We start from the raw sequence: 19,958 nt of genomic DNA, 5'->3' as shown, positions 1-19,958 counted from the left end.
GCGCGACGCCCCCGGACATGTCCCCAGGCACTTCCAAGGAGAGGACCATGGCAGCAGACAATTCGCGCGTGCTTGCGCGTCGCATCGAAGAAACCTTCGATGGTGCGGACACGTTCCCGCGGGACGGATCGCAGCCAAGCCAATATGAGGAGCGGGTCTGGTTCTCGCAATTTCAGGACCCCGATCAGGTCTTCCGGCATATTCTCACCTACCGCATCGGCGGCGAGAGCGACCTCCTGCGCCTCACATCGGCCCTGGAGACGGTTTGCGCTGCATGGCCCGAACTTCGCGTGCGGTTTTCCTTCGGGGAAGACGGCACCCTTGCCAAGAGTGTCGAAGCGCCATCGGCCTCTCTCGTGCAGCTGTTTCAGGCGCCTTCGACAGACGAGGCGATAGCACTGCTGCACGACCTTCAGGCAAGCCCCTACGACGCGGAAATCGATCCGCCGTTTCAGGCGATCGTGCTTTTGAGCGAAGGAGAGGTGCTGCTGGCGCTTCTGGTGCATGGCCTGCTTGGCGAGACCCTGTCGCCGCAGATTCTTCTGGAAGCTATTGCCGCCGCCTATGCCGGCGAGGCACCAAAGCCGCTTTTACCGCGCATCGCCGAAACCGGCATCGTCAATCCACTTCCGCTGCCCTGGTTGCAGGGGTCGCCCTCCGGCACGCATGTGATCTCTTTACGGGACGGCGGGGCGAAACCAGCGAGCCATAGCCACGGCGTCGATCTTCCGGCCGCCCTGTTTGACCTCGACGGCTCAGCCACGACCGAAGCGCTTCTGGCACGCGCAGGCGCCCGTTTCGCACATTTTATCGCAATCAAGGGCAACCTTGATACGGTTACCCTACGCCTGCCGTTGCAATCGGGCGGCGAGACCGGCTTGCCGCTTCTTGCGGATGTGGTCGCCCGCGTGTCGATCCCTCGTGGCCAGTCGCTGCCGGAGGCCGAAAAGGCCGTGCTGGCGGGCCTGAAACGGCAAACCGGAAACAGCAGCAAACACAACGACGAAGCGGCCACCTTCACCTTGCAGGCGCTGGCAACGTCAGCTGAAACCTCATCCGTCGACCGCCTCCGGTTCGAGCGCCTGCCGCTCCCCTCGCTCCAGTCCGGCCTCGGCCTGACGCTTGCCGCCGGCAGCACGGTTGACGGCCATATCCGTCTGGAGCTGACGGGTGGCAAGGAGACCTCCCCACATGGGACGGCGTTCCTGCTGGAACGCTTCGTCACCCATCTCGAAGGCGGTGCGGATTTTTCCGCCATCACGCATTCGATCCCTTCCGCAGGACTGGCGGCGACAGCATCCCCGCCCGCCACCTCTTACTCGAGCGACGACGAGATTGCCGCAACGATCCTTGCCGAATTCCGCGAGGCGCTTGTATCTCCCGACATGGGGCCGGATGACGATTTCTTCGACTTTGGCGGTCATTCGCTGATCGCGACTCGCATCATCGGACGCCTTCTCAGCAATCACGGCATCGAGGTGCGGTTCAACGACCTGTTCAGCTATCCGACCGCCGCATCGCTTGCAAAACAGGCGACGCGTCTCGAAACCGCAGCGCCTGCACAGTTGGAGTCCACGGAGACCGGCTCGCTCACGGCACCGCTTTCGCTGGCGCAGATGTCGCTCTGGAAAGCCTATGCCGCTTTCGGTTTCGGCGAGATATTCAACATACCCTTCGCGCTCGACTTCCTCGACCCTGTCGATGAGAGCGCCTTCGAATGCGCATTCCTCGATATTATCGAGCGCCATCCCGGTCTGCGGACCCATTTCTACGTCGAGAACGACACGGTTCTACAGAAGATCGTGCCCATGCACGACCTGCCTGGCTACAAATGGTTCTGGACCAGCGAAGAAAGCGAAGGTGTGGACCGGCACGCGGAGGCTTCCTGGCGGTTCGATCTTTCCCGCGAATTGCCGATGCGGCTGCGTTTCCTGCGCAATCCGCAAACCGGCGGCCAGGTGCTCTCCTTCCTCTTCCACCATATCGTCCTGGACGAATGGTCGGTGAACCTGATGATGGACGAGCTGACGGAAGCCTATAGGGCAAGGGTGGCGGGCAAGGCCCCTGTCTTTGCGAGCAAGCCCGCACCATTCCATGAATTCGCCAGAAAACAGGTAGCATCGGGCGTCAACGGCGGCCACCTTGCCTACTGGACCGATATGCTGCGGGATGCACAGAAGGGCCTGGTCCTCAACGGACAAAACAGCACGCCGACAGATGCTTCGCATGACGAGGCGCCGGCGGGCGGCTGGATCGAATTCAAGCTGGAAAAACACGTCAGCGATGGACTTTACGCCATCGCCAAGCAGAACAGCGCTTCCCTGTTCAACGTCGTTTATGCCGCCATCGCCGCGTCGCTGCGGCATCTCGGCGGGCTGAGCGATCTGGTGGTCGGCACGTCGGCGTCCGGCCGCACCGACAGCGGTTACTTCGATACGATCGGTTATTTCACCACGGTCGTTGCCCATCGTGTGCGTTTCCGCGCGGAGATGACGGTCGGCGAACTGATCTCCTCGGTGAAGAACACGATCAACGGCTCCCTGGAACACAGCGAAATTCCGATCGATCTCGTCGAAGAGGCGCTCGGCATGACACCGGGTCGCGACCATCTGTTCGAGGTATTCATCCAGATCCACGCCAAGAACAAACTGAACGGCACTCTTACAGGGCCGGAAGGCAAACCCGTCGAGTTCCGGCAAATCGATCCCGATAAGCATGAATCCATGCTGGGGCTGCAATTCGAGGTGATGGAAGAAACGATCGGCGGCGAACGCTCCATCCGCGTGCTGATGAGCTACCGCTCCGACCGTTACGGCCCCGAGGATGTCGACCGGCTGCGCAGCACCACCAGCGGCGTCTTCAGCCGTTTCGCCGAGGCAGGGGCTTCGAGCCGGGTGCTGACGACACTGGCCTGAGTGCGGGCAAGCGAACACAGAAAAACCCGGCTTCGCATGGCGGAGCCGGGTTTGTTTTGTTGGCAATTCCTTTGCGTAGATCTGTTTGACGAAGCCGCAGCATTTGCGTCCCGTCACCCCGGACTAGATCCGGGGTCCAGTGCGATCAAGTCATTGACCGCGAAAGACTCTTCTCGCCGCGCAGACGCGCGGCGGCTGGATACCGGGTCAAGCCCGGTATGACGGGGAGAGATTTTCCGTCCTTTTTTGTGCAGAGGAGCCGGCCACTCATACCGCCAGGCGGAACCTCGCGGAAACCTCTTCAGCCGCAACAGCCAGCGCTTCGCTGCGCAGCATGGCATCCAGAAACAGCGGCAGCTCCTCACGATAGCGCGCGAAATCGTCCGCTTCCGTCAGCGCCGAATCCGCGTCGATATGCAGGTTGAGATCGCTGCCGTCATCCTCGCCACGGAAGGTCAGGTTGAAGCCATCGCCCGGGCCGTTGGCGAGAATGTGCCGGGAAACTTCAAGCTCCGCAAAGACCGGTGCGCTGAAAGGCAGGACGTTGATGAGCGGAGAGAAAAAGAACCGCCGGCCCTTCGATATCTCCTGATCGGCGGCGATCTGTTCGATGCGGTAGCGGCCATGCAGGCGCTGTTTGCGCAGATTGGCGGCATTGCGCGCAAGGAAGCCGCCAAGGGTTTCCTGCGGTTCGATTGTCAGATGGAACGGCAATATATTGACGAGCATGGCGGGCATATGTGCGCCGACGCTGCCCCAGCGGCTCATGAAGGGCAGCCACAGCGTCAGCACGTCGCGATCCGGGCGCGGCAAGTTGCGGTGAAGATAGAGGCCGGAAAGCAGCACCAGCAGGTCTGGCCAGCCGATCTCCAGTGCGCGGGATATATGTTGCAGCCTTGTGCTGAACCCTTCCGGCAAACCCGCATCGGCATGCAGGCCGCCACCGCCATAATCCTCACAATCCTTGTCCAGCACGGGCAAATCCACCGGCGGAGCAAGATAGGCCGTCCAGAAATCGCGGTCCTTTTCGAAACGGCGGCTCTGCCGGTAGGCATCCTCCTCCGCGAGAAAACTGTCGAAGGGATGAAAATCGGGACCGGCCTCGCCCTTGCCGCAATAGTGCCCGTAAAGCTGCCCGCAGCGTTGCTCCACCAGCGTCAGGCCATAACCATCAACAACGATATGATGGGCGCGGATATACCAGAGGTAACGGTCGTCAGTGATGCGGTAAAGCACCTGCGCAGAGAGCCTGTCGGTTCGAAGATCAAGCCTTGCCTCGACATCGGCATTCATCCGCAGCATCGCTTCTTCGAAGGGGGCGGAAACGGTGCGCAGATCCACAAGCTCGACAACCGGGGCCTGGAGCGGATCGCAGCATTGCTGCGGCGTCTCGCCATCCTCACCCATGCGGAAACGGATCGACAGTACCTGCGATTCGCGCACGGTGCGTTTGATCGCTTCAAGAAGGGCACCTTCATTCACGGCGCCGGAAAGATCGATGTAATGGGCGACGGTGGAGACCGGCTCGTCGGGGTGGAAGGAGAACTCCTCCCAGAAATCGAGTTGCGGCTGGGTCAGGGGAAGCCAGCCGCCGGCAGGATCAATATGCGCCATCTGTTTTTCCTTGGGTTATTTCTATGATGTTCTGGCCGCGATGATGGAGCTCATGCCGCGGAAGCCGGTAAAAGCGAGCTGACCTGCCTGGCGCTGCGGCACCGTAAAAGCTGCTGCGGCGTCAGTTCCACGCCGAAGGCGCTGCGGATTTCAGCCGAGACGGTTTTCAGATGCGACGGCAAGAGGCCAAGCGCCAGCAGATCGCTGTTCATGTCCACATTCGCGGGTCTTTTGCCCAGCACGCCAAGATAGATATCCAGCACGCGGCGATCGCCCTGATCGGCCACCTTGACTGCCACAGCCGCCGGCGTTTTCGCCGGTTCTGCAACCGTCAGCAATTCGCGGGCGCGGCGGCGATCCGGTTTGCCATTGGCCGAGAGCGGCAGGTCGGCGACATTGAGAAAACGGCCGGGCACGTGGGATTCCGGCAGGTGTCTGCGGGCGAAACTGCGCAGATCGGCAGCCGAGAGGTCGATACCGGGCATCGGAACGTAAAGCACGCCGATGGCGGCCTCGCCTTTCTGCTCGGCACCGTAATCCACCACCAGCACCCGCTGGATGGAAGGGTGGCGGATAAGTTCGTTTTCCACATCCGGCAGCGAGACGCGCACCCCGCGTATCTTGACGTAGCCGTTGACCCGGCTTGCAAACATGATCTTGCCATCCGGCCGGTAACGGCCCCGGTCGCCGGTCCGAAACGCGCGGACCGCATTTGCGTCGGGATCGTTGACCGTCACGAAATCCGTCTGGGTAATGGCGCCATCCTCCAGATAACCGATCGCCACATTCACGCCCACCGTGTGGATGCGGCCGACAACGCCCGCCGGGCAATGGCCGCCCTGATCGTTGAGGATGAAATATCGATTGCCGGGTAAAGGGTGTCCGTAGGGTATCGCCGTGGTGTCCTCTGCCACGATCTCATGCCAGATGCTCCAGATGGTCGTTTCCGTCGGCCCGCCAAGCGATATCAGCCGCATGTCGGGCTTCAGCCGGCGCATCTCCTCGATGACGGAAGGCTTGATGTAGTCACCGCCCTGCGCGACGAGCCGGAGCGAACCGAGCTGATCGCCGCGGCGGCAGGACAGGAGCATTTCAAGGATGGCCGGCACCGAGCACCACAGCGTCACGCCATGTTCGGCCACCAGTTCGTTCCAGCGAACCGCATCCTTTTCCTCGCCGGGTTCCGGCAGCACCAGCGTCGCACCGGCGGCAAGCGCGCCGAAAACATCGAAAACAGACATGTCGTGATGCAAAGGCGTGACTGAAATGAACACATCGCTCGCCGTCACGCCCCATTCCGAGAGCGTGCTGCCGACGACATTGGCCGTGGCGCGATTGGAAAGCACAACGCATTTCGGTTTGCCGGTCGTGCCTGACGTGTAGAGATAATAGGCCGGATCCTCGCTCGCCGAAAGCGCGGCCAGTTCCGCCATGACAATGGGCACATCGAAAGTGGCCGGCGTCGACAGAAGCTCCTCGGGATCGATAGCCTCAAAGCCTTGCGGAACATTGCGGGCAACGATGATGGCCGGGCGGCAATTGGTCAGCAGGTAGCGCAGGCGGTCTTCCGGCGAACCGGCATCCACCGGCACCCAGATCGCACCCGTGAGCGCAGCGGCCAGCGTGACGGCCGTATGCTCCGGACTGCGCGGCAGGCACACCGCCACGACATCCCCGCGACCGACGCCACGCGCCTTCAGGCCTGCCACGGCCCGTGCCACCAAATCTGCAAGTTCGCCATAGGCGATACGCCGTTTGCCGCTTATCAGCGCCGTGCGCGACCGGTCACCCTCAAAAAGATGGGCGGCGATCCGTTCCAGAAATGGCGGGCAGACGAAATTCCGCTCGTAGCCGTTCAACCGGTAATGGGACAGATCGACAACCTGTCGGGGATTGAACGAGAAAGTCCCGCTGGCCATGATCGCGGCAATGGCGCGTTCGATGGCACCGAGAATATCCGCCACCATTGCGCCATCGATCGCCTGTTCCGCATAATCGATATCGAGGACGAGATCGCCATCCGGATTTTGCGAAAAGCGGAAATCCAGCGCCACCTGCGGTGTCTGGGTCAGCCCGTCCGTCCAGCGCAGCGTGGATGCTTGCGAAAGCGTGGGCCAGGAGAGGCCATTGGTGATGACCACAGGCAGCGCAAGCCCACCTGGATTGGCGTTGAGAAGGATGCGATTGAGATCGATCCCCGAAAATGCGAGGTGGTTGAGGCCCTCAAGCACATCCGTTTGCAAAGCTGCGGCCCGCTCCGCAAAATCGCCCCTGGCCGCATCCCATTTGACTGCGATGAAGCTCGAGCGATTGGCAAACGCGCCTTCCACCTGCGGGGCGACGGGAATGCCGACAACGAGGGCGCCTTCGTTCAGCCAAAGCGACAGCACATCGAGAATCACCGCCGTCAGCGCCGAATTCTTGAACAGCCGCTCTTTCGCGCCGATCCGTGAAAAGGTGGTAAAGCGTTGTTTTTCCACGGTCAGGCTCTGGCGGCTGTAACGCGAAACGGCAATGGTTTCGAGCGCGGCTTTCCATGGCAATTGAGAAGGTACTTCCGCACCCTCAAGTTTCCCGGCCCAATAGGCGGCATCTTCGGCGCGGGCCGCTGCGATATCCTGCTGCGCGGCGGTGGTTGTGACAGTTGATGCGGGCGGCACGACATCATCGAAGAGTTCCGCTGCAAGGCTGGCTATTCCCCGTCCGTCGAGAATGAGGGCGTCGAAACGCAGGAAGACCACCACCCCATCCCCTGCCGCAATTTCCGGCAAGCGAAAGATCGTTACCTGCCAGGGAGAGGCGGCAAGATCGAAATGGGCATGCGAGAAATCCCGCCGCACGGCGTCCATCCGCGCTTCGGCTTCGGCAGCGGACAGGTTTGAAAGATCAACAATATCAAGGTTGAGCTTCGGCTCTTCTGAGACCACCTGCACCAGACGCCGCTCATCGATGCGGGTGCGCAGGCTTTCATGCCGCCCGACCATTGCTGTCAGACGCGAGCGAAGCAATGTCGGATCGATATTGCCGCGATATTCGCGAAACTCCTGCATCGCCACACCGCTGAGCGGCAGGTGGGTGCCACGACCGAGCAGATAGGCCTTTTGCAAGGCTGAGAGAGGCCGTTCCATGGGATTTCCTTTTGTCTGCGCTGTCGCTTCCGGCGCTTGCAAGCCGAATCGCTCCACAGTCTCTGAAACAAGATCGGGGCTTTCAGCGAGACGACGAAGAAGCGCGGTGTAGGTCTCAAAAAGTGGGCGCAGCCAACTTTCCGGCAGGGCGTCGAGCCGCACGTCCCAGTTGATCAGAAGCCCGCCATCCAGCGCCGCAACCTGCGCATCCAGCGCAACTCCCGGCCCTTGCGAGACGGTGTGGATCATCGGGCCGAACACCCGCCCGACACGCTCTGAAAACAGTTCGCCGCCCGGAATATCTACCCCGGCGGTAAAGACCACCGGCGAGGTTTGCAAACCGCCGCGCAGGCGGGAAAGATCACGCATGACGCTGACACCGGGATATGACTGGTGCGCCAATAGCCCGTTCATATCCCCGAACAGCCGCGCAAGCAGCCTTTCGAGGCTTTCCGCGGGCCGGATATCGACGCCGAGAACCAGCACATTGGAGAATTCGCCGACGATGCCGTCGACGCCTTGTACTAGCGGCGCACGCCAGAAACCCGGCACGGAAAGCCGGAACTTTTCCGCATCCGTCGCCTGCGAAAGCACGACTGCAAAAACACCGAGCAGCAGGGTCGACGTGGTCACGCAGCAGCGCCGCGCCACCTGTTCCAGACGGTTGCGTTCCGCCGGCGAAAGTGTCGCGGCAAGGTGATCGGTGTGAACGGCACGCGACGCGTCATCGGGCAAAAGCGGCAATGGCGGGGCCTCTGGAATATCGGCAATATGTTGCCGCCACCACAGCCGGTCCCTTTCACGCTGAGCCCTAAGTTCCGGATCGAACGCAAGACGGTCCGCCCAGCTGAAAAAAGACGGCGGCGACTCAGCCGAAAGCTCGCCTTCATCTGCACCGCCTTCATAAAACCGGGCGAGGTCCTCCATCACGATTCGCACGCTGGCCGGATCGATCGCCAGCATATCGGTATCCACATGCAGCCGGGCGCGGCCCTCGGGCAGCAGGCTGAGCGAAACCGCAGCCGGCGGGGCGACGCGCAGATCGGTCCGGCGATGGCTCCACTCCTCACGTTTGGTGGCAAGACGATGCGCAAGCGCCTCCGCATTGAGCGCCGTCATATCCTCCACATCGAGGCGGAGCGGCCGGCCGACAGGGTCCACCGTCTGGTGCCCTTCCGCATCGATCCTGAGGCTGAGCATGGGATGACGCCGGCACAGTTTCTCGACCGCGACAGCCAGTCTTTCCGCCTCCAGCCCTTGGCCCTCGAACTCGAGATAAAGATGCGGCGTAACTTTTCCGAGTATCCCGTCTGCCTCTCGGCCGACCCAGTAGGCAACCTGCATGGGGGTTAAATTTAGCATGTGAATTTGCACCGATTGACAAAACATGATTATCATAATCAAGTATAAGCCATCGTCAACCACTCGCACAGGAGGCATCCCATGAAAACGGGAGCACTCAGGACGAATGACGTCGAATCCGACGAAATTACTGATTTTGATAGAGAATTTCTGTTTACTTCCGGCACCGGACAATTGCGGGCCAAAGGTATTCGCGAAAAGATAACGCTTCCCGCCCGGGGCGGCGAAGATGTTGCAAGCCCTTTGCAGCAGGCAATAAAGGGCGCTTTCGAGCGGGCACGCAGGGCGGGACAAGACAATCCCATCGCCATCGGCGCCATCCCCTTCGATGTCAGCGAACCGTCATGCCTATATATCCCGGACAACTATGAGTGGAGCCCGAAGAGTACGGCTCCGGTCTCGACTGATTCGGCCATGCCGGCGCTTGTGGGCCAGAACAGCCTGCCCGACGAGACCGGTTTCAAGCACGCCGTCGAGCATGCCATCGTCAATTTCCGCCATTCCGAGGTCCGCAAGGCAGTGCTTTCCGTCATGCGCGAATTGACCTTCGCCTCCGAGGTCAATGTCGAAAGATTGCTGGCCAGCCTCGCCAAACAGAACCGCGAGGGTTACCAGTTCCGCATTCCGCTGCCCGATGGCGGCGATCTGATCGGCGTGAGCCCCGAGCTTCTCATTCGCAAGCAGGGCGAAAAAGTCATCTCGAATCCGCTCGCGGGATCGGCAAAACGCATGGTCGACCCGGTGGCCGACAAGGCCAATGCCGACCGGCTTTCGGCATCGGAAAAGGACCATTACGAGCATAGCCTGGTGATCGAGGATATAAGCTCGCTGCTGTCTCCCTGCTGCGCGGAAATCGACGTTCCCGAAAAACCTTCCCTCATCAACACCGCCGCTCTCTGGCATCTTTCGACGCGCATCGAGGGCCGCCTTGCCGATCCTCTGACCAACGCGTTGCAACTGGCGTGCCTGCTGCATCCCACACCCGCCGTTTGCGGTTTCCCGACCGAGCGCGCCCATCGCCTCATCCGCTTCGTCGAGCCTTTCGAGCGCGGGCTGTTCACCGGCATGGTCGGCTGGACAGATGCCGAGGGTAACGGCGAATGGGTGGTGACAATCCGTTGCGGCACCGTGCAGCGGGAAACCGTGCGGCTCTTTGCGGGTGCCGGCATCGTTGAGGCCTCGGAGCCGGAATCCGAATGGGCCGAAGTGCAGACCAAGCTCAAGACCATGCTGAACGCCTGCGGTCTTTCTGCCTAATTTTCCCAGGGACGAACCATGACAATCGAATTTGAACGCTGGCCAGAGGATTTGGCGCGCCGATACCGCGAGCGCGGCTACTGGATCAACAGGCCGCTTAGCGGCATCCTCACCGAACAGGTGGAGCGCCGGCCGGATGCGACAGCGCTGATCTGCGGCGAACGCCGCTTCACCTATGCCGACCTCGACCGGCAATCCTCCAATCTCGCCGGGCATCTCGCTGCGGCGGGCATCGGCAAGGGCGACACGGCGCTGGTGCAATTGCCCAACATCGCCGAGTTCTATCTCGTCTTTTTCGCGCTGATTAAAATCGGCGCAGCCCCCGTCAATGCGCTTTTCAGCCATCGCCGGCTGGAAATGACCTCCTATGCCGAGCAGATCGCGCCGAAGCTGGTGATCGGCTCGCGCGGCCACGAGCTTTTCGCCAATGACACGTTTCTGGAGGCGCTGAAGGTCGCCTCCCCGCAGCTTGCCGTTACCCTGTTGCTGGGCGACACAGATCCGCAGCGCAGCCTTGAACAGCGGCTCTCGTCGCCTGCCGAAAATGCACCGTCCTACGGCCCTTCTGCGGCCGACGAGGTGGCGCTGTTCCAGCTTTCCGGTGGTAGCACCGGAACGCCGAAACTGATCCCCCGGACGCATAATGACTATGATTACAGCGCCCGGGCCAGCGCGGAGATTTGCGAACTGACACCGCAGACCCGTTTCCTCTGCGCCATTCCGGTTGCGCATAATTACCCGATGAGTTCGCCCGGCGCGCTTGGCGTGTTCCACGCCGGCGGCACGGTGGTCATGGCAGCCAATCCGGAGCCGCTTGCCTGCTTCGATCTGATCGAAAAACACGGCGTCGATATCGTGCCCCTGGTGCCGCCGGCGGTGGCGCTGTGGCTGCAGGTTGCCCCCGCCCATCGCGAACGGCTGAAATCCCTCAAGCTGCTGCAGGTCGGCGGCGCGAGCTTCGCTGAAGCTCTCGCCCGCCAGGTGCCGGAGGTGCTGGGCTGCGCGCTGCAACAGGTCTTCGGCATGGCGGAAGGTCTGGTGAACTATACCCGGGCGGGTGATCCGGACCACATCGTCTTCACCACGCAAGGGCGGCCGATCAGCCCGGATGACGAGATCCGCATCGTTGACGAGGACGGCAACGACGTGCCCGAGGGCGAAGCCGGCATGCTGGCGACCCGCGGTCCCTATACATTCCGGGGCTATTACCGAGCCCCCGAACATAGCGCCCGGGTCTTCGACAAGGATGGCTTCTATTATTCCGGCGACGTCGTGCAGCGCACGCCCGAAGGTTACCTGCGCGTGGTTGGCCGGGTGAAGGACCAGATCAATCGCGGCGGCGAAAAGGTGGCGTCGGAGGAGGTGGAAAACCTGATACTGCGGCATCCGGATGTGACCCATGCCGCACTGGTGGCGATGCAGGACGACCTTCTCGGTGAGAAAAGCTGTGTTTTCCTCGTCTCCCGCAACCCCGCCCTGAAGGCTCCGGCCATCCGCCAGCATCTCGCCGGTCTCGGCGTCGCGGATTACAAGCTGCCGGACCGCGTTCGCTTCATCGAGACCATGCCGCTTACCGCCGTCGGCAAGATCGACAAGAAAAAGCTGCGCGACCTGCTGGCAGTTCCCGTCCCAGCGTAAGGCGGCACCTTAAAGGCGTGCGGCAAGCGCACGCCTCAACCATTTTGAAAATTCCGCGTCGCCCATGCCGGTGCGCCAAACCATCGAGGTCAACATGACGATCCCCACAATTTCCGATTATCCGATGCCGGTCGCCGCGAGCTTTCCGGCCAACAAGACAAAATGGCAGCCCGATGCGAAACGCGCCGTGCTTCTCATCCACGACATGCAGCGTTATTTCCTGCGGTTCTACGAGGCCGACGGCAAGCTGATGACCGCCCTCATCGACAATCTCGCCAAGGTGAAGGCATGGGCCGTTCAGAATGGCGTGCCGGTCATCTATACCGCCCAGCCGCATAACCAGCCGCCCGGCGATCGTGCGCTGCTGAACGACATGTGGGGACCGGGGCTTACCGTCGTCGATCCCGAATTGCAGAAGGTGGTCGACAAGCTCGCGCCGACGCCCGACGACGTGGTGCTGACCAAATGGCGCTACAGCGCCTTCCAGCGTTCAGACCTTGCCGAGCGCATGAAAGGCTGGGGCCGCGACCAGATCATCGTCGGCGGCGTTTACGCCCATATCGGCTGCATGATGACGGCGGTGGAAGCCTTCATGAAGGATATCCAGCCTTTCATGATCGGTGACGGCGTCGCCGATTTTTCGGAAGGCGAACACCGCATGGCGCTGCAATATGTGGCGACGCGCTGCGGCGTGGTGATCGATACTGCAAGCCTTACCGGTTCGGGCGAAGCCACCGATATCAGCGAATGGCTGAAAGCCCGCGTCCTGCAACTGGTGGAGGACGACAGCGACATCGACCCCGATGAGAACCTGATCTTCTACGGCCTGGATTCGCTGCAGGTGATGAAGCTTGCCGGAGAACTGAAGGAACGCGGCGTCACCGTGGGCTTCGATGAGCTTGCCCGTGTGCCGACGCTTTCGGCCTGGTGGGCGCTGATCGAAGAAAAGCGGCTCGCAGCCTGAGCGGACGGACCAGATGACGCAGAGAAGATTTACCGAACGGCGCGTGCTGGTGACGGGCACGGCCCAAGGCATCGGCCGCCGCATCGCCGAGCGTTTCACCGAGGAAGGGGCCGAGGTCATCGGCCTCGACCTTATCGCCAATGCAACGGATGCGCCCTTCCGCCAGATCGCACTCGACATCACCGACGCAGCGGCGGTGGAGGCGGTCAGCAAGGCAATAGAGAAGGAGTGGGGCGGGCTCGATATTCTGGTCAATGCCGCCGGCATATTGCGGCTCGGCGACAGCGAAAGCCTGACGCCAGAAGACTGGAGAGCCTGCATGGACGTCAATGCCGCAGGACCCTTCTACCTGCTGCGGCAATGGAGCGGTGTGTTCAAACGGCAGCGGCATGGCGCCATCGTCAATGTCGGCTCCAACGCCGCCGTCGTGCCGCGCATCGGCATGATGGCCTATTGCGCTTCCAAGGCCGCACTCGTCAGCCTCAGCCATTGTGCAGCGCTTGAACTCGCGCCCTATGGCGTGCGCTGCAACGTCGTGTCCCCCGGCTCCACCGATACGCCAATGCTTGCGGGTATGCTGAGCGATCCCGCCGTCAAGGACCGGTTGGTCGCCGGCCTGCCCGAGCAGTTCAAGCTCGGCATCCCGCTCGGCAAGATCGCGAGGCCGGACGATATCGCCGATACGGTTCTGTTCCTCGCCTCCGATCAGGCCGGCCATGTGACGATGCAGCAGATCGTGGTCGACGGCGGCGCGACGCTTGCGGCCTGAACGGGAGCGGATGGCGAAAAGCGTGAGCGGTTTCGCCATCCGCTCACATCATGATCTAGGCCGCTGGATGAAGGTGACGGACATGGCCATTGCAACGGCGTTTCATCGCGAAGCCGTCTCCGGCGATCCACCGGAGGCCATCTGGCCTTGGCCGGACGACAGCTGCGATTGCCATTGCCTCACCCTTCGTTACAGCGCCGATGGGGGTTGCGGCGGCGAGGTCCCTCCCTTGCCGCCGCAGCTTTTACACGCCCTGCCCAGACGCAAGGCAGAATTCATCGCCGGGCGCAGATGCGCGGCTGAAGCCATCCGCCGCCTCACCGGCCGTTCCACCTTTCCAGGCATGGGAGAGGACCGCGCGCCGATCTGGCCAGAAGGCGTGATCGGCGCGATTTCCCACAGCCATGAACGGGCGATTGCCATTGTCGGCTCTTCCGAGCGGTTCTGTGGCATCGGTATCGATATTGAAAGGCTCCTGACCGAGGAGGAGGCCGGCGATATCGCCGCGCAGGCCCTGACGGCAAACGAACGCCACAGCCTCGGGAATGACATCGATCCCTTCATGACCGGCTTGATCTTTTCGGCCAAGGAAAGCCTGTTCAAGGCGCTTTATCCGACAGTGAAACGTTTTTTCTTTTTCGACGCGGCCGAACTGTCCGGCTTAGACGACAACGGCTCGGCCTCTCTGCGGCTGACCGTCGACATAGGCGGTGAATGGCGCAGGGGAACGGAGATTCCCTTTCGTTTCTGCCGCTTCGACGGCTTTCTCGTCACCCGCATCATGATCGGGCGCTAACGAAGAAAGCGGCCTCGTTGAAGGGAAAATGACCAGTTCCACTGCCCTTCCCGTCATTCGCATGAAATATTGAGACGGTAGGCACCTTGCTGGAATGATTCCAAACAAGCAACGGTGGAGACAGACTATGACCGACATCGATACAAGCAAATTGTCCTGGGACGAATGGGACGAACTGCAAAACCCGCCGCCGGCCGAAACCGATTTCGACCGCGTTGTCGAAACCGCGATTTCCCGCCGCGGCTTTCTCGGCGGCGTGCTTGCCTTCGGCTCGGCCGCAGCCGCCATGGGCACGCTCGGCAACCTGATGACCAGCACTTCGGCCGAAGCGCAGGAGGCAGCCGCCGGCCGCTTCCCCTTCAAGCCGGTTGCTGCCGCGACGGACCACACCATCCATGTGCCCGAAGGCTACAGCTGGAAGCCGGTTGCCAAATGGGGTCAGCCGCTGTTTTCCAACGTTCCCGATGTCGATCCGGCCAAGGGCGTCAGCGTTGAGAATTCCGACAAGGTCTTCGGCGAAAACACCGACGGCATGGAACTGTTCATGGTCGGCGCTCATCAGCTGATCGCCGTCAACCATGAATATGTGAACCCGGAAACCAACCTGCCGCACGCTGAGAAAGGCAACCCGAAGACGGCCGACGACGTGAAAATCCTGCAGAACATGCAGGGCGTCACCGTCATGGAAGTCGCGGAAGGCACCGAAGGCTGGGAAATCGTTCTCGACAGCCCGTTCAACCGCCGTATCCACCACAACACGCCGATGAAGCTTTCCGGCCCGGCCGCCGGCTCCGACCTCGTCAAGACAGCCGCCGATCCGAACGGCATCGACTGTCTCGGGACCTTCAATAATTGCGGCGCCGGCCGCACGCCCTGGGGCACCTACCTCACCTGCGAAGAAAACTTCAACGGCTATTTCGGCACCGCGGACGCCGCCTTCAAGCTGCCTGACGATTACAAGCGTTACGGCATCGTCGCCGAGACCCGTTATGCCTATGAGAAGTTCGACGCGCGTTTCGACGTTGCCAAGAACCCGAACGAGCCGCGCCGCGCCGGCTACGTGGTCGAGATCGATCCTTCGGACGCCTCCTCCACCCCGATCAAGCGCACCGCGCTTGGCCGCATCAAGCACGAGAACGCCGCTGTGGTGATTGCCCGTGACGGCCGTGTCGTCGTTTACATGGGTGACGACGAGCGTGGCGAATTCCTCTACAAATTCGTCTCCAACGGCATCTATGTTCCGGGTGGCGACACCTCGAAACTGCTCGACGAAGGCACGCTCCACGTCGCCAAGTTCGCCGATGACGGCGCCGGCGAATGGGTGGCTCTGACGCCAGAGACCACCGGTATGAAGATCGATGAAATCTGCGTCTTCACCCGTCAGGCCGCTTCCAAGGTGGGCGCAACCACCATGGACCGTCCGGAATGGGTCGCCATCAACCCGGTCGCCATCGAAGCCTATTGCGCCTTGACGAACAACAGCCGTCGCGGCGAAGTCAAGGACGGCAAGCTGCGCGCCAATGCCGGCGGTGACGCCATGGCGATCAATGCCGCCAACCCGCGCGAGAAGAACGAATACGGCCAGATCGTGCGCTGGTATCCGGAAAATGACGACCATGCGGACGGCAAGTTCAAGTGGGACCTGTTCTGCATGGCCGGCAACCCTTCCGTTCACAAGGACGCCTTTGCCGGCTCCTCGAACATCAACGAAGGCAACATGTTCAACTCGCCTGATGGCATGATGTTCGACTCGACTGGTCTCCTCTGGATCCAGACCGATGGCGAAGACAGCAATGAAGGCAACTTCGCCGGCCAGGGCAACAACCAGATGCTGGCGGGCGATCCGGCCACTGGCCGTATCGAGCGCTTCCTGACCGCGCCGAAGGGTTCCGAAGTCACCGGCCAGACATGGTCCGGCGACAAGCGCACCCACTTCGTCGGCATCCAGCACCCGGACGCCCCCTTCCCGGATGGCGAAGGCAAGCTGCCACGCTCGACCGTGATCGCCATCAAGCGTGACGACAACGCACAGATCGGTTGATGCTGTGAAATAGACGGAACCGGGTCCCGGGATAACGGAGAGCCGGTTCCATTAATGAGAGCGCCGTGCGCCCCGAAGGATGCACGGCGTTTTGTTTTGCGAGCAAATCCCGAAGGCTCTGTTTTCCCGTAACAGGTTGTGTCACCGACCCCTTCTCCACAAGCGGGGTCATTTTTCAGCCCCAGTAGATAACGACGATTTCAAGCACGCAGACAATGAGCTGTGAGGGCGTCCCGGTGACTGCGGGAACGGAGTTTGGGTCTATTTAACGACCCCCTAGCACTGCTGCGGGAAGAAAGGGCACGACGTTCCCGTCAACCCTCCCTTCCCGCAACACGCTTTTGCCCGCCCCGAACTCTGGAAGGCGTCAGGCCTCACGAAACGTGCGATTGGCCTGATCGAGCAGGGGTTTGAGAAAATAAGACAAAACGCTTCGCTCACCGGTGGTGATAAAGGCTTCCACCGGCATGCCGGGCATCAGGGTAAATTCCCCGAGCCGCTTTATCTGCTCCTGCGAGGTGGCAACACGCACGATATAATAACTCGTCCCTGTCCGCGTATCGACCGTCACATCGGCCGAAATGCGTTCCACCGTTCCGGTGATTTCCGGTGTCGTTTTCTGGTTGAATGCGGAAAAACGCAGGTTCGTCGCCTGACCATAGTAGATCTGGTCGATATCCTGCGGCGCGACTTTCGCCTCGACCACGAGTTTATCGACCTCCGGCACGATCATCATGATCTGCTCACCGGGTGCGACGACGCCGCCGACCGTGTGGACCGCCAGCTGATGTACGACACCATCCTGCGGCGCGATGATATCGACGCGCTTCAACTGATCTTCGGCCGCCACCCGGCGCTCGACATATTCGCCGATGCGGGCGTCCATCTCGCGCAGATCCGACCCGACTTCTTCTGACCATTGCTCATCGATCTGGATGATCTGCAGAGACGTCTCGCTGATTTTCGCTTCAACCCCGGCAATGCCGGCCATCAACCGGCCGATATCGCCTTCGATATCCGTGGCCTGCCGTTCCAGCGTACTGAGCCGGCTTTTTTCCATCAGTCCCCTGTCATGCAGGGAACGAAACCGAGTCAACTCGTCATCGACCATGCCCTGCTCGCGGAAATTCGCCGCACGCTCGGCGTCCATGCCCGCTATTTCATCGCGAAGCTGCCGAACCCGCTGTTCGAGCTGACGTTTCTTGCTTTCACGAACGGCCCTGCGGTCCTCGTAAAGACGCTGCTCGGCGCTCATCATCGTGGCGATCTCAGCATCGCCTATTTTGTTGAGAAGCACCTGCGGGAAAACCACCTTGCCGGCCCGGTCGCGCTCGCTTTCAAGCCTCGCCCTGCGGGCGATGAATTGATCGAGGCTTTTGACGATGATGGCGAGGTTTGCCCTGGTCATCGTCGCATCGATGCGCATCACCACGTCACCGGCCTTCACCCGGTCGCCGTCTCGCACCATCAGCTCGCTGACAACGCCGCCCACCGGATGCTGTACTTTTTTAAGGCTTGTTTCCACCACCAGCGAGCCCTGAGCGATGACCGCGCCGACGATTTCTGTGCCGACGGCCCAACCGCCGAACAGGCCGATCAAAGTTAGAAATCCGAGCGCACCGACAAGAAGATGGCTGCGGATCGAGCGTTTGAGTGACTGCCATTCGTCCATCTCTTATGCCTTTCCTGTTTCTGCGCCCTGCACGACCTTGAGAGCACCGGCCATGCCACCGACAGGGCGAAGCACCTTGGCCAGCACCTCCTCCTTGGGTCCGAAAGCCTGCTGCCGGCCATCGGTGATCATCAGCACCTTGTCCACGGCATAGAGCGCGCTCGGCCGGTGGGCGATGATGACGGCGACGCCACCGCGCTCGCGAACCCCGAGAATGGCCGCGGTCAGCGCATCCTCACCCTCGGAATCGAGATTGGAATTCGGCTCGTCGAGCACAACGAGGAAGGGATCGCCGTAAAGCGCCCTCGCAAGCGCGATCCGCTGCTTTTGCCCCGCGGACAATTGCCGTCCGGTTTCACCAACTTCGGTGGAATAGCCATCCGGCAGGCTGACGACCAGATCGTGGATCCGCGCGCTGCGCGCCGCCGCGATGATCTTGTCCGATGTCGCTTCCGGATCGAAGGAGGCGATGTTTTCGGCGATCGTGCCGTCCAGCAGTTCTATCGATTGTGGCATATAACCGATGTGGCGCGCCAAGGCGGCGGCCGGCCATTGGTCGAGTGTCGCGCCGTCCAGCCGGATCGCACCTTTGAACGGCCGCCAGAGGCCGACAAGCAACCGCGCCAGCGAACTCTTGCCCGAGCCGCTCGCCCCGATCACGCCGAGGCCGCTGCCGGCCGCAAGCGTAAAGGCGATGTCCTGCAACACCGGCTCATCCGCTTCCGGCGGGATGGCGCCGACACGCTCGACCGACAAAAGGGCATGCGGTGCGGGCAGGTCCATGCGGGCAGCGGTATCCGGCAGCAGCGCCAGCGTTTTTTCAAGACGTCGGCGGCTTTGACGGGCCGCGATGAAACCCTTCCAGTTGGCGATGGCGAGATCGACCGGCGCAAGCGCCCGTGCCGAGAGGATCGAACCGGCGATGATGATGCCGGGCGTCGCCTGCTCGTTGATGACGAGCCAGGCACCGACAGCCAGAATGCCGGATTGCAGCAGCATGCGCAGCACCTTGCTGGCCACCCCGAAACCGGAGGAGACATCGCTTGCCGACCGCTGCTCGCGAACAAATGCGCGGTTATCCGCCTGCCAGCGTTCCCGCAGGAAAGGCGCCATTCCCATGACGGCGATGATATCGGCGTTCCGGCGGCTGGTTTCAGCCAGCCGGTTACGTTTGGAGGAGTGCCGCGCCGCTTCTTCCACGGGATGCCGCGACACCAGTTCCGTCATCAATGTGAAGACCGTGAGAATGGCGGCGCCGGCAAGTGCGGTGACGCCGAGCCAGAAATGGAAGGCGAAACAAATGGCGATGTAAAAAGGCAGCCAGGGCAGGTCAAAAAGCGCGGTCGGCCCGCTTCCCGACAGGAACGAGCGGATCGTATCGAGATCGCGAAGCGGCTGGGCCTGACGGCCGCTGACAGGCAGGCGCAGCTGAAGGCCGATCATCGCATCGTAAACCTTGGAGGACAGCACCTGATCCAGACGGTCGGAAATGCGCACCAGCAAACGCCCGCGCAAACCGTCGAACAGACCCTGAAACGCATAAAGCACGACGACGATGCCAAACAGCGCCACCAGCGTCGGCAGGCTTCGGCTCGGCAACACCCGATCATAGACCTCCATCATGAACAACGAACCGGTGAGATAGAGAATATTGACCAGAGCGCTCAGCAGGCCGATGCCAATGAAGGCGCCTGTGCAGCCGGCGAACACGCCCCTGATCTGGCGGACATTATTGTTGGCGGAATTATAACGCATTTTTACTAATCCGTTGAGATCGGGGCGGTAACGGCCGGCGGTAACAT

The 19,958-nt window shown here is 61.5% G+C and carries 11 protein-coding genes; 7 read left to right on the top strand and 4 right to left on the bottom strand.

Annotated elements, in window-relative coordinates; genetic code table 11:
• Positions 1 to 47 precede the first annotated feature (47 nt).
• Positions 48 to 2,915 carry a condensation domain-containing protein gene (locus tag JZY08_RS24210; RefSeq protein ID WP_216331968.1) on the top strand — a complete coding sequence of 956 codons (2,868 nt, stop codon included), beginning with the start codon at positions 48 to 50 and terminating at the stop codon, positions 2,913 to 2,915.
• A 267-nt stretch (positions 2,916 to 3,182) separates the two neighbouring features.
• On the opposite strand, the gene JZY08_RS24205 is transcribed toward JZY08_RS24210, so the two are convergent.
• A complete protein-coding gene (locus JZY08_RS24205; RefSeq protein WP_216331967.1) occupies positions 3,183 to 4,529 on the bottom strand; it encodes a condensation domain-containing protein in 1,347 nt (448 codons plus the stop codon).
• A gap of 50 nt (positions 4,530 to 4,579) precedes the next feature.
• Positions 4,580 to 9,019: an amino acid adenylation domain-containing protein gene (locus tag JZY08_RS24200; protein ID WP_216331966.1), complete on the bottom strand. Its 4,440-nt coding sequence runs from the start codon at positions 9,017 to 9,019 to the stop codon at positions 4,580 to 4,582.
• An 81-nt stretch (positions 9,020 to 9,100) separates the two neighbouring features.
• Here JZY08_RS24200 and JZY08_RS24195 point away from each other — a divergent pair, with 81 nt between their 5' ends.
• The 6 genes from JZY08_RS24195 to JZY08_RS24170 all read left to right on the top strand — a co-directional run bounded on the left by JZY08_RS24195 (position 9,101) and on the right by JZY08_RS24170 (position 16,484).
• Complete coding sequence (locus tag JZY08_RS24195) at positions 9,101 to 10,276, top strand: isochorismate synthase MenF (protein ID WP_216331965.1); 1,176 nt, start codon at positions 9,101 to 9,103, stop codon at positions 10,274 to 10,276.
• An 18-nt stretch (positions 10,277 to 10,294) separates the two neighbouring features.
• Entirely contained in the window at positions 10,295 to 11,914 is a 1,620-nt protein-coding gene (locus JZY08_RS24190; protein ID WP_216331964.1) for a (2,3-dihydroxybenzoyl)adenylate synthase, read from the top strand.
• Between the two features lie 94 nt (positions 11,915 to 12,008).
• Entirely contained in the window at positions 12,009 to 12,878 is an 870-nt protein-coding gene (locus JZY08_RS24185) for an isochorismatase (RefSeq protein ID WP_216331963.1), read from the top strand.
• 13 nt (positions 12,879 to 12,891) lie between these two features.
• Complete coding sequence (dhbA, locus tag JZY08_RS24180) at positions 12,892 to 13,647, top strand: 2,3-dihydro-2,3-dihydroxybenzoate dehydrogenase (protein WP_216331962.1); 756 nt, start codon at positions 12,892 to 12,894, stop codon at positions 13,645 to 13,647.
• A gap of 82 nt (positions 13,648 to 13,729) precedes the next feature.
• Entirely contained in the window at positions 13,730 to 14,443 is a 714-nt protein-coding gene (locus JZY08_RS24175) for a 4'-phosphopantetheinyl transferase (RefSeq protein ID WP_216333511.1), read from the top strand.
• Between the two features lie 127 nt (positions 14,444 to 14,570).
• A complete protein-coding gene (locus tag JZY08_RS24170) occupies positions 14,571 to 16,484 on the top strand; it encodes a PhoX family phosphatase (protein ID WP_216331961.1) in 1,914 nt (637 codons plus the stop codon).
• Between the two features lie 367 nt (positions 16,485 to 16,851).
• On the opposite strand, the gene JZY08_RS24165 is transcribed toward JZY08_RS24170, so the two are convergent.
• Positions 16,852 to 18,156 (bottom strand): HlyD family type I secretion periplasmic adaptor subunit, encoded by a 1,305-nt coding sequence (locus JZY08_RS24165; protein WP_216331960.1) that lies wholly within the window; start codon positions 18,154 to 18,156, stop codon positions 16,852 to 16,854.
• Positions 18,157 to 18,159: 3 nt separating this feature from the next.
• A complete protein-coding gene (locus JZY08_RS24160) occupies positions 18,160 to 19,911 on the bottom strand; it encodes a type I secretion system permease/ATPase (protein WP_216331959.1) in 1,752 nt (583 codons plus the stop codon).
• Between the last annotated feature and the right edge of the window lie 47 nt (positions 19,912 to 19,958).

It is taken from the genome of Rhizobium sp. X9 (assembly GCF_018873185.1).
GTDB classification, from domain to species: Bacteria; Pseudomonadota; Alphaproteobacteria; order Rhizobiales; family Rhizobiaceae; genus Agrobacterium; species Agrobacterium oryzihabitans.
The sequence above is the reverse complement of the archived record's forward strand: the minus strand, read 5'-3'. Positions and strand labels throughout refer to the sequence as shown.

Coding starts and splice junctions, on each gene's coding strand:
- JZY08_RS24210 (WP_216331968.1), top strand. CDS start 48: ATGGCAGCAGACAATTCGCGCGTGCTTGCGCGTCGCATCGAAGAAACC.
- JZY08_RS24205 (WP_216331967.1), bottom strand. CDS start 4,529: ATGGCGCATATTGATCCTGCCGGCGGCTGGCTTCCCCTGACCCAGCCG.
- JZY08_RS24200 (WP_216331966.1), bottom strand. CDS start 9,019: ATGCTAAATTTAACCCCCATGCAGGTTGCCTACTGGGTCGGCCGAGAG.
- JZY08_RS24195 (WP_216331965.1), top strand. CDS start 9,101: ATGAAAACGGGAGCACTCAGGACGAATGACGTCGAATCCGACGAAATT.
- JZY08_RS24190 (WP_216331964.1), top strand. CDS start 10,295: ATGACAATCGAATTTGAACGCTGGCCAGAGGATTTGGCGCGCCGATAC.
- JZY08_RS24185 (WP_216331963.1), top strand. CDS start 12,009: ATGACGATCCCCACAATTTCCGATTATCCGATGCCGGTCGCCGCGAGC.
- dhbA (WP_216331962.1), top strand. CDS start 12,892: ATGACGCAGAGAAGATTTACCGAACGGCGCGTGCTGGTGACGGGCACG.
- JZY08_RS24175 (WP_216333511.1), top strand. CDS start 13,730: ATGGCCATTGCAACGGCGTTTCATCGCGAAGCCGTCTCCGGCGATCCA.
- JZY08_RS24170 (WP_216331961.1), top strand. CDS start 14,571: ATGACCGACATCGATACAAGCAAATTGTCCTGGGACGAATGGGACGAA.
- JZY08_RS24165 (WP_216331960.1), bottom strand. CDS start 18,156: ATGGACGAATGGCAGTCACTCAAACGCTCGATCCGCAGCCATCTTCTT.
- JZY08_RS24160 (WP_216331959.1), bottom strand. CDS start 19,911: ATGCGTTATAATTCCGCCAACAATAATGTCCGCCAGATCAGGGGCGTG.